Annotated in this window: 14 protein-coding genes and 1 pseudogene; 9 read left to right on the top strand and 6 right to left on the bottom strand. The window is 70.4% G+C overall.

The annotated features are described in order from the left end of the window. Nucleotides 1–401 (top strand): annotated as a pseudogene (locus tag ABZ911_RS10165) (hypothetical protein); the annotation flags it as partial. A gap of 109 nt (nucleotides 402–510) precedes the next feature. Here ABZ911_RS10165 and ABZ911_RS10160 read toward each other — a convergent pair. Next, nucleotides 511–723: a DUF397 domain-containing protein gene (locus tag ABZ911_RS10160; RefSeq protein ID WP_358054015.1), complete on the bottom strand. Its 213-nt coding sequence runs from the start codon at nucleotides 721–723 to the stop codon at nucleotides 511–513. A gap of 76 nt (nucleotides 724–799) precedes the next feature. Continuing rightward, the gene (locus tag ABZ911_RS10155; protein ID WP_358054013.1) at nucleotides 800–1,534 is read right to left on the bottom strand and encodes a helix-turn-helix transcriptional regulator; all 735 of its coding nucleotides are present in this window, start codon (nucleotides 1,532–1,534) and stop codon (nucleotides 800–802) included. A 279-nt stretch (nucleotides 1,535–1,813) separates the two neighbouring features. Between ABZ911_RS10155 and ABZ911_RS10150 the strand changes: the two genes are divergently transcribed. Then, nucleotides 1,814–2,326, top strand: coding sequence for an ATP-binding protein (locus ABZ911_RS10150; RefSeq protein ID WP_358054011.1), 513 nt, complete (start codon nucleotides 1,814–1,816; stop codon nucleotides 2,324–2,326). A gap of 142 nt (nucleotides 2,327–2,468) precedes the next feature. Next, nucleotides 2,469–2,639: a hypothetical protein gene (locus ABZ911_RS10145; RefSeq protein ID WP_358054009.1), complete on the top strand. Its 171-nt coding sequence runs from the start codon at nucleotides 2,469–2,471 to the stop codon at nucleotides 2,637–2,639. Here the strand turns inward: ABZ911_RS10145 and ABZ911_RS10140 are convergent. The 3 genes from ABZ911_RS10140 to ABZ911_RS10130 all read right to left on the bottom strand — a co-directional run bounded on the left by ABZ911_RS10140 (nucleotide 2,621) and on the right by ABZ911_RS10130 (nucleotide 3,996). Then, entirely contained in the window at nucleotides 2,621–3,028 is a 408-nt protein-coding gene (locus ABZ911_RS10140) for a PIN domain-containing protein (protein WP_358054007.1), read from the bottom strand. The genes ABZ911_RS10145 and ABZ911_RS10140 overlap by 19 nt on opposite strands. Next, on the bottom strand, nucleotides 3,013–3,273 hold the full coding sequence (locus ABZ911_RS10135; protein ID WP_358054005.1) for a type II toxin-antitoxin system prevent-host-death family antitoxin: 261 nt from the start codon (nucleotides 3,271–3,273) through the stop codon (nucleotides 3,013–3,015). The genes ABZ911_RS10140 and ABZ911_RS10135 overlap by 16 nt, the downstream gene beginning before the upstream one ends. Before the next feature lie 81 nt (nucleotides 3,274–3,354). Then, the gene (locus tag ABZ911_RS10130) at nucleotides 3,355–3,996 is read right to left on the bottom strand and encodes a thymidine kinase (RefSeq protein ID WP_358054029.1); all 642 of its coding nucleotides are present in this window, start codon (nucleotides 3,994–3,996) and stop codon (nucleotides 3,355–3,357) included. A 76-nt stretch (nucleotides 3,997–4,072) separates the two neighbouring features. Here ABZ911_RS10130 and ABZ911_RS10125 point away from each other — a divergent pair, with 76 nt between their 5' ends. From ABZ911_RS10125 to ABZ911_RS10100, 6 genes are all read left to right on the top strand, one after another. After that, complete coding sequence (locus ABZ911_RS10125) at nucleotides 4,073–4,447, top strand: hypothetical protein (RefSeq protein ID WP_358054003.1); 375 nt, start codon at nucleotides 4,073–4,075, stop codon at nucleotides 4,445–4,447. Nucleotides 4,448–4,527: 80 nt separating this feature from the next. Further along, nucleotides 4,528–6,549 (top strand): hydantoinase/oxoprolinase family protein, encoded by a 2,022-nt coding sequence (locus ABZ911_RS10120; protein WP_358054002.1) that lies wholly within the window; start codon nucleotides 4,528–4,530, stop codon nucleotides 6,547–6,549. Next, nucleotides 6,546–8,396, top strand: a complete 1,851-nt coding sequence (locus ABZ911_RS10115; RefSeq protein WP_358054000.1) for a hydantoinase B/oxoprolinase family protein — start codon at nucleotides 6,546–6,548, stop codon at nucleotides 8,394–8,396. The genes ABZ911_RS10120 and ABZ911_RS10115 overlap by 4 nt, the downstream gene beginning before the upstream one ends. Before the next feature lie 79 nt (nucleotides 8,397–8,475). Next, nucleotides 8,476–9,378 (top strand): Gfo/Idh/MocA family oxidoreductase, encoded by a 903-nt coding sequence (locus ABZ911_RS10110; protein WP_358053998.1) that lies wholly within the window; start codon nucleotides 8,476–8,478, stop codon nucleotides 9,376–9,378. Between the two features lie 86 nt (nucleotides 9,379–9,464). Continuing rightward, complete coding sequence (locus ABZ911_RS10105; RefSeq protein ID WP_358053996.1) at nucleotides 9,465–10,472, top strand: NAD-dependent epimerase/dehydratase family protein; 1,008 nt, start codon at nucleotides 9,465–9,467, stop codon at nucleotides 10,470–10,472. Between the two features lie 44 nt (nucleotides 10,473–10,516). Next, nucleotides 10,517–11,572 (top strand): dihydrodipicolinate synthase family protein, encoded by a 1,056-nt coding sequence (locus tag ABZ911_RS10100; protein WP_358053995.1) that lies wholly within the window; start codon nucleotides 10,517–10,519, stop codon nucleotides 11,570–11,572. Nucleotides 11,573–11,580: 8 nt separating this feature from the next. On the opposite strand, the gene ABZ911_RS10095 is transcribed toward ABZ911_RS10100, so the two are convergent. Continuing rightward, on the bottom strand, nucleotides 11,581–12,786 hold the full coding sequence (locus tag ABZ911_RS10095) for a hypothetical protein (protein WP_358053993.1): 1,206 nt from the start codon (nucleotides 12,784–12,786) through the stop codon (nucleotides 11,581–11,583). Between the last annotated feature and the right edge of the window lie 7 nt (nucleotides 12,787–12,793).

Genomic DNA, 12,793 nt, shown 5'->3' with positions numbered 1-12,793 from the left:
GAGTGCCGCTGCATGTGCTGGTCGATGTGGTGTGCCGCCGGTGGCGGATCGAGGAAGACTTCCAGGCTGCCAAGGGCCTGACCGGGCTGGATCAGGGCCAGGTCACCACCTGGAGGTCCTGGCATCGCTGGTGCCTGATCAGCATGATCTTCTACGTGCTGCTGGCCGTCATCGCCAGCAGCGAACGCCACCACAACACCACGCCCATCCCTGCCGATCTGGTCCCGGTGAGCTGTCGTGAACTGCTGAAACTCCTACGCATCCTCATCTTGGCCCGTCCCAGACAGGACCTCGATTCCGAACACGCCCTGCACTGGTCGCTCTGGCGACGACGCCATCAACACCGGGACGCAGCCTGCCATCGGCGATGGAACGAGATCACAGCGGCATCGGTCACGTGACCGCCGACATCAGCCGCCTCAAGTAACGATCTACAGCTGCCGTAACTGAGATCGTGGCGACCTGCGGAGCCTCTGACCGAAGTGGCGGTCTTCGTTTCAGGTTGGGAAGTTAGAAATCGAACTCGCCGTTCTTGGCCCCGTCGATGAATGCTGTCCAGACGTCGTGTCGTACGACGTAGGGGGCCTGGTCAGGGGATTCTGTGTCCCGGATGGCGACCCGCCCGTTCGACAGCGGGGCTACTTCGATGCAGTTGCCGCCGTCCGAGGTTGAACGGCTGGCCTTGCGCCAGGTCGCGGATTTCAGTTCGGCCGTGGGATTCATTTCTCCACCATCTTCTTCCGGATGAACTCGACCGACGCGCTGTGTGGGAGGGATTCCGCCCTGATGGCGTCCAACTTCATGGTAACCGTGGAGAGCAGGTTCGGATTGCTCGATACGACCGGTTCGGCTGCCGTTTGCAGGTAGACGGTGTGGCGGTTCCGTCGGGTGCCTGTGCGATGACGATGCCTCCGCCCAGGCCGGGATTGGCGCCCAGCGGTGCGACTTGGATGGTGATGTGGGGGGTGTCAGCGGCCTCCAGCAGGCGAGACAACTGTTCTTTCATGACCCCTTGCCCGCCGATGGGTCGGCTGAGCACACCCGCATCCAGAAGCACCAGATACATGGGTGGGTTCGTGCGGGTAAGGATCTCCTGTCGAGCGAGCCTCGCCGCGACGAGGGCTTCTACCTGATCGTGACGGGTCCCAGGTTCACATCGCAGGAGCGCACGCGCGTAGTCCTCGGTCTGGAGCAATCCCGGGACGACCAGCGGTTCCCATGTTCTGAGCGCCCGCGCCTTGTCTTCTTCCGCCAGCCATGGGCCGAACCAGGTAGGTGATTCGTCTCTGTGTTTGGAGAGCGAGGCCCACAGATCCCGGAGGCCCGAGCCGATGGCTTTTTCGCATTCCGTAATGAATTGTTCTGTCGGTTGGCGCTTGCCGATTTCGACGGAGCCGATCTGGCTTGGTGAATATCCGACCCGTTGTCCCAGTTCGGCTTGGGTCAGACCCGCCGCCAGGCGTAGTCGGCGAAGCTCGGCTCCGAATGCCGCCGCTCTTCCCGAGTTCGGATCAAGTTCGCGTGCCGCAGGCATGTCCACCTCCGAATGGCGTATCCCGCATCGCCTGGTCATCCGACACACAGTCTCCCGACAACCTGTCGGATGAATGCCCTGCTAAGGCTGCCCTCAAAATATCCCCGGAACGGCAATCTATGAAGAGGTTCCACGGAATTGACGGGTGCAATGCTCGCTCGTCGCGCCCTTGATTACAGGGGTGCTGTGGAATGCGTGGGTCGCATATCGGACGTAAGTGAAAAGGTGGTGATTTATTTGTGTTCTTCAGTGGGTTGTTCCGAAATCGGAAGAATCCGATTGATTCGCAACAAGGAGGCGCCGTATCGGGCTCGCAAGGCGGTGACCGCCTGGGTGGGCGCCGAGCATCCGGCGTTGTCCGACGTGGTCTTGGCCGTCTCGGAGCTGGTGACGAATTCCGTCACGCATGTCGATGCGGTGAACGGGCCTGGCTTCGATGATCCAGGGTGCGGGCGGGACTGGGTCGAGGTGGGCCTGTCGGACGGGCAAGCCTTTCTGCGACTGACCGTGACCGACCCGGGCTCCCCGTTCGCCGTCTCGCTCCCCGTTCCCCGGCAGCGGATCGACCTCACCCAGACAGGACGCGGACTCCACATCGTGAACGACCTGTCCAGCGGTCGCTGGGGCACCCACCTTCTCCCGGGCACTCTCCACCGCGTCGTCTGGTGCCATCTCGACTCCAGCCCCGCCACCGGCCCTGCCCCCGGCTCCAGCCCTGCTCCCCTCTACGGCACCGGTGCCTACCTTGACGCCGGGGAGATCGAGTGGCCGTGCCAGGCCGGAGCTACGTGATCACCGGCGGGCCGTCGGCAGGGAAGGAGGGGTAACGAGTTCGTGACCAAGAGCATGGAGCCGGTGTCCAAACCGCCCGAGGCGCTGGGGCAGTTGTCCCGGCCGCCTGGTGCCCGGTAGTGGTCGTCCACCTGAGGTGCTGGTGCCGTACCTGGAGGCCTTCGAACCCGAAGACGTCTCCGAGGCTCTGCGGGCGTGCGATCCGCGGGCGCGTGCCGCGCTGGACGCCTTCGCCGCTGAGCTCGCCGAGGAGTCGCATGCCCGCCTGCCGCACATCGACTTCGGTCGGCGGATTCAGCGAGGAACCACCTGAGCGCGCACACCGGGGAGATCGTCGAATGCGGCAGACGCGTCCATCGTGATCACTGTTCTCGCGGTGGCAGCGGCCGTAGCCGCGATCAGCAGATCGTACGCGCCTCGCGACTTGCCCTCCCGTCGGACATGCGCCATAAGACGGGCGTGGACTCTGGCGACGTCCGTCGTGTACTCCTCGACAGGGATCAACGCGAGGACTTGGTCCACGAAGGCCTGCCGATCGGGCCGTCGTGCCGCATCGGCCAGCTCCACGCCGACGAGCAACTCGGCCACAGTGATCGCCGAGATCGCCACATCATCGGCGTCTCCTATCACCGCGTCCACGGAGGCCTTGCCTCGCCCGGCGGCGATGAGCACACCGGTGTCAAGGATCAGGCGTCGGGCCACGTGCCCCTCATCTCGTTGTCGATCGCCTCGCGGGCCGCGGCGACGTCAGCTTCGAAATCGGGGTCCAACGTCCCCGCGCAACCTGCCAGAAATGCCTTGACCATACGTCCCGGCGCTGTCGGCGCGGGGCCGATCACGGCGATTTGCTTGCCACCGCGAGTTACTACGATCGTCTCCCCGCGCTCGGCCTCATCGAGAACCGTCGCGAAGCTTCGGGACGCTTCCGTGGCAGTCATCACCTTCATAGAATCAGATTATCTGATCCATGAGTGTCGGGCCGGCGGAACCGATGGTGCTTCGCCTCAAGGGGGCCGCCCCCCGCGCCGTCAGAGCGTGGCGTGGGCGAGTTCGGCCGCGCCGAGGTCGCCCGCGCGGTGGTGGCGGCGGCACAGGACCTGGTAGCGGACCGCAGAGGCGTCGGTGTCGCCGATGACCACCTGCTCACCCGTGCGGGCCATCACCTCGCCCACCACCCGGGCGTTGAGCTGCCCCGGCCGCCCGCACCAGCACAGCACCTCCACCTGCAACCGGCTCACCTCGTCGGCCAGCTCGAACAGCCGCTGCGCCGCCGGGAACATCACCGACCGGAAGTCGGAGGCGAGCCCGAACGCGTACACGTCCACGCCGTGCACGTCCACCAGGTCGGCCAGCTGCTCGATCTGCTCGACGGTGTAGAAGCACGCCTCGTCGCAGATGACGTAGTCGATCCGGTCGTGGGAGAGGACCAGCTCGGTCAGGTCCAGCGCGTCGACGACCTCGATCGCCTCCAGGCCGAGCCCTATCCTGCTGGTGACCTGCGGCCCGCCCGACCTGTCATGCTTGGTCAGCACCAGTCCCCGCCGGCCCTGGCGACCGTGGTTGTAGTTCATCTGGAGTGCCAGCGTGGACTTGCCGCAGTCCATCGGGCCGAAGTAGAACTTCAGGACGGCATCGCGGGCGCCCAGCGGCACGGCAGACAGCGCAGACATTTCGGTCACGGGTTGTCAGCTTACTGGCGATGATTACTCCTGAAACATTTCCCCCAGACGTAGCAGGAGGTACCCAGTGGTCCCTGACGAGCCGTCCACCCTGGACACGATGATGCGCGCCGACGACCTCACCGCGGCCCAGGCCGACGCCGCCCGCTGGAGGTACGGGTTCTTCGTCGTGCTCACCGGCATCGTGGTGATCCTGGTCGCCTTCGGCGCCGCGGTCTTCGCCACCAAGGAGTTCGCCACGATGTTCGCCGGGGTGTGCGGCGTGATCGGCACCATCATCGGCGCGTACTTCGGCATCCAGGCCGGTCAGTCGGGGAAGGCGCGGATCGAGGTGGAACTGCACCGGGCGCACGAGCTGGCCGTACGGCTGGCCGCGCATGTCGGCCCCGCGCACGCGCCCAAGGTGATCGACGAGGTCTTCGGCCGCCGCCGCAGGCCGTGAACGCGCTGACGAAGAATCGGTGACGGTTCGGCAGGTTTCGCTAGTCCCCGTTCGCGACCCCGCCGGTAGACACTGGACCCATGCGTATCGGAGTCGACACCGGCGGGACGTTCACCGACGTCGTCGCGGTGGACGAGCGGACCGGTGAGATCCGCACCACCAAGACCCCTTCGACCCCTGCCAACCCCGCCGACGGCTTCATGACCGGCATCGCCAAGCTCGCCGAGCTCGGCGAGCTGGCCGCCACCGGCATCGTCCACGGCACCACCGTGGCGACGAACCAGCTGCTCGAGGACCGCATCGCGGACCTGGGCTTCATCACCACCGAGGGCTTCGAGTTCATTCTCGAGATCGCCAGGCAGAGCGTGCCCGACGGCTACGGCAACTCCTACTTCTGGGTCAAGCCGCCGCGGATCGTCCCGGTGCACCGGGTCAGGACCGTGGGCGGCCGGCTCGACCACACGGGCGCGCAGGTGCGGCCCTTCGACGAGGAGCAGGCGGCCGAGGCGGCCCGCTGGTTCAGGGAGCAGGGCGTCACCGCGATCGGCGTCTGCTTCCTGCACTCCTACGCCGACCCGGCTCACGAGCGGCGGATGCGCGAGGTGCTGGCCGTCGAACATCCCGAGGCGGTCGTCTCCCTGTCCAGCGACGTGCTGCGCGAGTACCGCGAGTACGAGCGCTCGGTGACCACCCTGGTGGACGCCGCGGTCAAGCCCACCATGCGGCGCTACATCGCCAACCTGTCCGACCGGCTCGGCCGCCCGTTCTCGGTGATGAAGTCCAACGGCGGCATCCTGTCGGCCGCCGAGGTCGTCCACCAGCCGATCACCACCGTGCTGTCGGGACCCGCCGCCGGGGCGCTCGGCGCCGCGCTGATCGCGGACACGGCGGGCCACCCGTCGGTGATCACCCTGGACGGCGGCGGCACCTCCACCGACGTGGCCGTGGTCGTCGACGGCGAGCCCTCGCTCACCACCGAGGGCAGCATCGGCCGCTACCCCTGCAAGATCCCGATGATCGACATCGAGACCGTCGGCGCGGGCGGCGGCTCGATCGCCTGGATCTCGCCCGAGGGCACGCTGAAGGTCGGCCCCAGATCCGCGGGCGCCGACCCGGGCCCGCTCTGCTACGGCCGGGGCGGCACCGAGGTGACCGTCACCGACGCGCACCTCTTCCTCGGCCGCATCCCGCCGCACCTGCTCGGCGGCGAGATCCCGCTCGACGCGGACGCCGCCCGCGAGGGCGTCAGGGCGCTGGCCGGGAAGCTCGGCCTCACCCCCGAACGGCTCGCGGCCGGCATCCTGGAGATCAGCGCGTTCAACCAGTGCAACGCGATCCGCCAGATCACCGTCAAACGCGGCCTGGACGTGCGGGACTTCCCGCTGGTCACGTTCGGCGGGTCCGGCCCGCTGCTGGCCTGCCGCCTGATCGACATCCTCGGCCTGCCCGCCGTGATCGTCCCGCCCGAGCCCGGCAACGTCTCGGCGTTCGGCCTGCTCACCGTGGACGTCAAGAACGACTACGTGCGCACCCACGTCACCCGCGACCCCGACCCCGCCACGCTGGCCGCCGTCTACGCCGACCTGGAGGCCCAGGCCGCCGAGGCGCTGGAGCGCGAGGGCTTCACCGGCGACGTCCACACCCGCAGCGCCGACCTGCGCTACTACGGCCAGGCCTACGAGGTGCGCGTCCCCGCCCCCGCGGGCCCGGTGGACGCGTCATGGCCCGCCCGGGTGGTCGACGCCTTCCACGAGGCCCACGAGAAGCTCTACGGGTACGGCTACCGCCACGACCCCCGCCACGGCGTCGAATGGGTCAACCTTCGCGTGTCCGGCATCGGGCCCATCACCCGCCCGGCCATCCCCGAACACCCCCACCGCCCCCACGACGGTGAACCGCCGTTCACCGTACGCGACGTGCACTTCGACGACGGCGCCCACCCGGCCCGCATCTACCGCCGCGCCGACCTGTACCACCTCGACCGGGTCACCGGCCCGGCCGTGATCGAGGAGTACGGCTCCACCCTGCCCGTCCACCCGGGCTTCACCGCCGAGGCCGACGGGCGCGGCAACCTGATCGTGCGCAAGGGAGACAACCGGTGAACACGGCCGACCCGATCCTCGTCGAGATCGTCGAAGGGACGCTCGCCTCCGTCGAGAAGGAGGTCGAGACCGCGATCGCGCGCACCGCCCGCTCCCCGATGATCCGCGACGCGCACGACTTCCGGGCCGGCATCCACGACGCCCGGCTGCGCAAGCTGACCGGGCGCTCCTACAGCGCGCTCGTCCAGCCGATCGTCCGCGACTTCCCGATCGCCGAGATGAACCCCGGCGACGTGTTCTTCCACAACGACGTGTACCTGTCCGAGGGCGGCATCGGCCACCTGCCCGACCTGTGCGTCACCGTGCCCGTCTTCCACCGGGGCGAGGTGGTCGCGTTCGTGCAGGCGTTCGGCCACCACGACGACATCGGCGGCGCCGTACCCGGCTCGATGCCCTCGCACGCGCGCAGCGTGTTCGAGGAGGGCCTGATGGTCCCGCCGATCAGGCTGTGGGATCGGGGCGTGCCCAACCAGGCCGCGCTGCGCATCATGACCCGCAACTCCCGGATGCCCGACTCGCTGGCCGGAGACCTGGACGCCGAGTGCTCGGCCTGCCTGATGGGCGCCCGCCGCCTCGGCGAGCTGTTCGACCGGTACGGCAGAGCCGCCGTCGAGGCGTGCTTCGACGCCATCATCGGCAAGACCACCGAGATGTTCCGCCGCGAGCTGCTCGCCAAGATCCCGGCGGGGGTGTACGTGTGGGAGGACTACGCCGAGCACGACGGCGTCGACGAGCCGCGGCTGCACACCCAGCGGATCACGTTGACCGTCGACCACGCCGCCGAGGCCCCGCTGACCATCGACTTCACCGGCACCTCGGCGCAGGCCAAGGGCCCGATCAACCACGCGGGCGACTACGCCGGCGGCGTGTTCCTGAAGAAGTGGCTCGCGCCCATCCTGCGCAACCTCGCCGACACGCCCGAGCGGATGGCCGAGCTGGACGTGAACGAGGGCGTGGTGCCGCTGATCAAGATGGTCTTCCCGGACAAGGGCACGCTGCTGACGCCGGTCTTCCCCGCGCCGACCAACGCCAGGACGTTCGTCATCCTGCGCCTGCTGGGCGTGCTGGCCGGGGTGCTGGCCAAGGCGACGGGCGGCCGGATGCCCGCCGACCAGGAGACCATCCGCTACACCGGCGTGTACGGCGAGGACGCCGACGGCGTGCCGTACCTGATGCGGGAGGTGCTCGGCGGCGGGTCGGGCGGGCGCTGGTACGCCGACGGGGAGGACACCATCCACGTGGTGCCGGACTCGCGCAACATCCCGGTGGAGTTCGCCGAGTCGCGCTGGCCGTTCCGCGTCGAGCGGCTCGCGCTGGCCTGCGACTCGGGCGGTCCCGGCGAGTACCGGGGCGGGCTCGGCTACGACAAGCACGTGCGGATGCTGCGCGACGCGTCGTACATGTCGATCGCCGACCGTTCGATCCTGTCGTGCTGGGGCGTCAACGGCGGGCGGGCCGGGCGGCCGTTCCAGGTGGAGGTGGCGGGCCGGGAGATGGCGGGGCTGGTCGACGACTTCCCGGTCACGGCCGGGGAGGTGATCCGCATCCGGACCACGGGCGGCGGCGGGTGGGGCTCGCCGCTGGACCGGGAGCCGTCGGTGGTGGCGGCCGACGTGCGCGACGGGAAGGTGTCGGTGGCGGGGGCGCGGGAGGACTATGGCGTCGTCTTCGAGGCGGGGGTCGTCACCGGGGCGGACCTGCCCAGGGTGGACGAGGTGGCGACGGCCGAGCTGCGGGCCGGTCGCCGCGCCGCACTCGCCGAGAGCGAGGCCGCCTTCTTCGACCGGGGCCCCGGATACCCCACCCTGTCGGGCGGGCGCGCCTGGGCGGAGGTGGACACCCTCTAGCCCAGCGGCCGGAGCTTCGGGGTGGGTGTTCCGGGCGGGGCCGCTAAGGTCGGAGGCCCCGTTCGCTCAGGAGGTCCTCGTGCGCATCGCACTCGCCGGTCTGGCCACCAGCCACCCCTTCACCGACGCCCGTACCCTCGCCCGCCACGCCGAGCTGGCGGTCTGGGAGCCGGATGCCGAGCGGCTGGCCCGCTTCACCGCCGAGCACCCCGGCGCGCTCGTCGCGCCCGACCTGGAGGCCCTCCTGGGCACCGAGCCGGACGGGGTGGTGCTCACCGTGCCGACGCCGCGCGTCTGCGCGGCGCTCGCGCCGGTCCTGAAGCTGGACGTGCCGTGTTTCGTGAACAAGCCGGCCGCCGCCACCCGCGCCCAGCTCGACGAGCTGGGCAGGCTGGCCGCGCCCGCGGGCGCGAGGATCCTGTCCAGTTCGGTGCTCAGGTTCGCCCCCGCGTTCGCGGAGCGGGACGCCGACCTGTCGGGGCTGCTGTCGGTCCGGGCGACGGTCCGCCACGACGTGGGCCTGTGGGCCACCGGCTACAACCCGTGGCAGGACGACCCGGCCGAGGGCGGCGGCACGCTGGTCACGATGGGCGTGCACGGCGTGGAACTGCTGGTCGCGCTGCTCGGCCCCGACGTACGGCTGGCCGGCGCGGCCGGCTCGATCAGGCACCACCGGGGGCTGCGCTCGGAGGACACCGGCGTGCTGGCCCTGCGCTGGGGGAGCGGGGTGACCGGCACCGTGGAGATCATCGGCGTGTCGGACGAGGAGGCGTACACCGTCACCCTGCACACCCGCGACGCCACCCGCGACATCGTCATCGAGAGCGGCGCGGACACCCTGAAGGGCCTCGGCTACGAGGGCACCATCGACGCCTTCCTCGCCATGGTCGCGGGCGCGCCGAGCCCGGTCCCGTGGGAGCAGACCAGGGCCGTCCTGGACGTCCTGATCCGCGCCCGGGAGGCCGTCACCCCGTCCGGCTGACCCGCCCGAAACCGTTCGCTCCCATTGACAGGAGCCTTCTGTCAAAGTTACGGTCTGGACCGTAAATGCTGGACTGAGGAGGTCGGGTGCGGACGGTAGCGGAACTCGAGGAGCGGCTGGCCAGGCCAAGCGCCGCGCTCGTCGACGATCTGGACAAGCTGGAAGGCGACCTCCTGATCCTCGGCGCGGGCGGCAAGCTCGGCCCGAGCCTGGTACGGCTGGCGCTCAACGCCTCCCAGGGCAGGCGGCGGGTGATCGCGGTCTCCCGGTTCTCCGAGCCGGGCCTCGCCGACGCGCTCAGGGACGAGGGCGCCACGGTCGTCCCCGCCGACGTCGCCGACGAGCGGGCGCTGGCCGCACTGCCCGACGCGGCCAACGTCGTCTTCCTGGTGGGCGCCAAGTTCGGCACCAGCGGGCGGGAGCACGCCACCTGGTTCACCAACACCTACCTGCCCGGCCGGGTCGCCGACCGCTTCCGCGGCAGCAGGATCGCCGCGCTGTCGACCGGCAACGTGTACCCCCTGGTCCCGGTCACCAGCGGCGGCAGCACCGAGGACTCCCCGCTCGGCCCGGTCGGCGACTACGCGATGAGCTGCCTCGGCCGGGAGCGGGTGCTGTCGCACTTCGCCGAGACGCACGGCACGCCGATGGCGCTGATCCGGCTCAACTACGCCGTCGAGACGCGCTACGGCGTGCTGGTCGACCTGGCCCAGAAGATCCTCGCCGACCAGCCGATCGACCTGGCCACCGGTCAGGTGAACGTGGTCTGGCAGGGCTACGCCAACGAGGTCACGCTGCGCTCGCTGCTGCTGGCCGACGCCCCGCCGTACCTGCTCAACGTGACCGGACCCGAGCTGATCTCGGTACGGCAGGCCGCCGAGGCCCTCGGCGCGGCGCTCGGCCGGGAGCCCAGGTTCACCGGCCAGGAGGCGCCGACCGCGCTGCTGTCCAACGCCTCCAGGTGCCACCGCCTGTTCGGCTACCCGGAGCTCACCCCCGCCGAGCTGATCGAGCACACCGCGCGCTGGGTGTCGGACGGCGGGCCGCTGCTCGGCAAGCCCACCAAGTTCGAACGCCGTGACGGGCAGTTCTGACCGGCTTGATGTCCCGTGATTTCCATGACAAAAGGGGTTGTCACGTGCTGAGCACAGCACCTGAGACGCACACGTCGGTGCGCGACATGTTCCGCCGCGGCCTGGTCATTCCCGCCCATCCGCTGGCCCTCACCGCCGAGCGGCGGCTGGACGAGCGCCGCCAGCGGGCGCTGACCCGCTACTACGTGGAGGCGGGCGCCGGCGGCCTCGCGGTGGGCGTGCACACCACGCAGTTCGCCATCCACGGCACCGACCTGCTGCCCCCGGTGCTCGGGCTGGCCGCCGAGACGGCCCACGAGTACGACCGGGAGGTCCTGCTGGTCGCCGGCGCGACCGGCCCGACCGCGCAGGCGGTGGCCGAGGCGGAGCTGGCGGCCTCGCTCGGCTACCACATGGTGCTGCTCAGCCCGCACCGGGACCTGGACGAGGACGGGCTGATCGAGCGGGCCCGCGCGGTCGGCGAGGTGCTGCCGGTCATCGGCTTCTACCTGCAGCCCGCCGTCGGCGGGCGCACGCTGTCGCGCGACTTCTGGACCCGCCTGGCCGCGATCGAGGCGGTGGCCGGCATCAAGGTGGCGCCGTTCGACCGGTACCGGACCCTGGACGTGCTGCACGGCGTCTGCCGTTCGGGCCGCCAGGACGAGGTGGCGCTGTACACCGGCAACGACGACCACATCCTGGCCGACCTCATCACCGGCCACCGCGTCGTGGTGGACGGCCGGGAGATCGAGGTGGAGTTCGTCGGCGGGCTGCTCGGCCAGTGGGCGGTGTGGGTGCGCAAGGCGGTCGACCTGCTGGAGGAGGCCCGGCGGGCGCGCGCCGGCGATGACGCCGCGGTCCGCCGTCTGCTCACCCTGGACGGCCACCTCACCGACGCCAACGCCGCCATCTTCGACTCCGCGCACGGCTTCCACGGCTGCATCCCCGGCATCCACGAGGTGCTGCGCCGCCAGGGCCTGCTCGCCGGGCGCTGGTGCCTGGACCCCGAGGAGGAGCTGTCGCCCGGCCAGCTCGCCGAGATCGACCGCGTCTGGGCGGCCTACCCGTGGCTGCGCGACGACGACTTCGTCGCCGAGGGCGTGGAGCGCTGGTTGCGCTGAGGCCGCCGCTACAGCGTCAGGCGGTAGAGGGTCAGCGGCCGGCCGCTGGATCCGCTGGTCAGGTTGCCGGTCCGCTCGGCCAGGCCGGCCAGCTCCAGGCGGTGCAGCATGCGGCGGGCCGTACGCTGCTGGACCGCGAGCCGTTCGGCGATCTCCCGGGTGGTCAGCGGCTCGCCGCCGGCCACGTCGCGGGCCTCCAGCAGCTTCTGCAGCGTCGGCACCGACAGCCCGACCCGCCGGGCGAGGACGGACAGGTTCTGCTCGCCCGCGGGCGTCGTGGTCACCGACTCCAGCACGATGTCGGTGTCGGCGCGCAGCGACAGCACCGCGGCGACGTCCCCGATGCGGCGGGCCCTGGCCAGCGCGCGGCGGGCCAGGCTCTCCGCCTCGGCCGCGCTGCGGCCCAGTCCGAAACCGACCCGCACCACCCGGTTGTGGCCGGCCAGACGGGCCAGCATGGGCAGGCCGGAGAAGCCGCCGGTCGCGTCGTACAGCGGGCCGCGGGTGGTGACCAGCAGGTGCGTGCCGCCGCGGAAGGCCGCGACGGTGCCGCCGAGCGCGGTGGCCTCGCGCAGCAGTCCCTCCTCGCTCTCCACCTCGACCAGCCCGAGCGCGATCTGCGCGTCCTCCTGGGCCTGGCCCTCGGCGGTCAGCAGGAGCTGGCGCAGCGCCACCCGCACCGAGTGCACCGACGGCACCAGGCGCAGTACCTGCATCTCGCCGCGCAGCGACTCGTGCACCGAGCTCAGGCAGGTGATCACGGTGTGCGTGGGGCCCCGGCGGTGGAAGGAGACCGCCTTGGCGGAGGTCATCTCGGGGCGGTAGGGGAGCGTGCGCACGTCATCGGCGGGCAGGCCCGCCTCGGTGAAGGTGGCGACCACGTCGGCGGTGGACAGCGTGTCGATGGACAGGCGGGTGACGTCGCGGCCCTGGTGCTGGAGCCGTACCAGGGCGCTGAGCAGTGTCGCGCCGGAGTAGTCGACGAACGCGGCCGGGCGGGTCAGCGCGTCCGCGTCACGGGCCAGCATGTACGGCACTATGCCGGTGAACAGCCAGCCCTCGACGGCGGTGGCGTGCGCCTCCACGATCGACGGCGCCTGCGACTCGTGGTCGTAGTCGAGGCGCAGTGCGCTGACCCCCGGCTGCTCCTCGCAGGTGGCGGCGACGTCGTCGACCAGATCGTGCGGTCCGACGACACCGATGACGATTCCCACCCACGCC

Origin of the sequence: Nonomuraea sp. NPDC046570, from assembly GCF_040645915.1 — a bacterium.
Classification (GTDB): Bacteria; Actinomycetota; Actinomycetes; order Streptosporangiales; family Streptosporangiaceae; genus Nonomuraea.
This window is presented reverse-complemented; position numbering and strand designations above follow the sequence as displayed.

Excerpts from the sequence above, each read along its gene's own strand:
- ABZ911_RS10135 (WP_358054005.1), bottom strand. The coding sequence starts at position 3,273 with ATGAAGGTGATGACTGCCACGGAAGCGTCCCGAAGCTTCGCGACGGTT.
- ABZ911_RS10130 (WP_358054029.1), bottom strand. The coding sequence starts at position 3,996 with ATGTCTGCGCTGTCTGCCGTGCCGCTGGGCGCCCGCGATGCCGTCCTG.
- ABZ911_RS10155 (WP_358054013.1), bottom strand. The coding sequence starts at position 1,534 with ATGCCTGCGGCACGCGAACTTGATCCGAACTCGGGAAGAGCGGCGGCA.
- ABZ911_RS10160 (WP_358054015.1), bottom strand. The coding sequence starts at position 723 with ATGAATCCCACGGCCGAACTGAAATCCGCGACCTGGCGCAAGGCCAGC.
- ABZ911_RS10120 (WP_358054002.1), top strand. The coding sequence starts at position 4,528 with ATGCGTATCGGAGTCGACACCGGCGGGACGTTCACCGACGTCGTCGCG.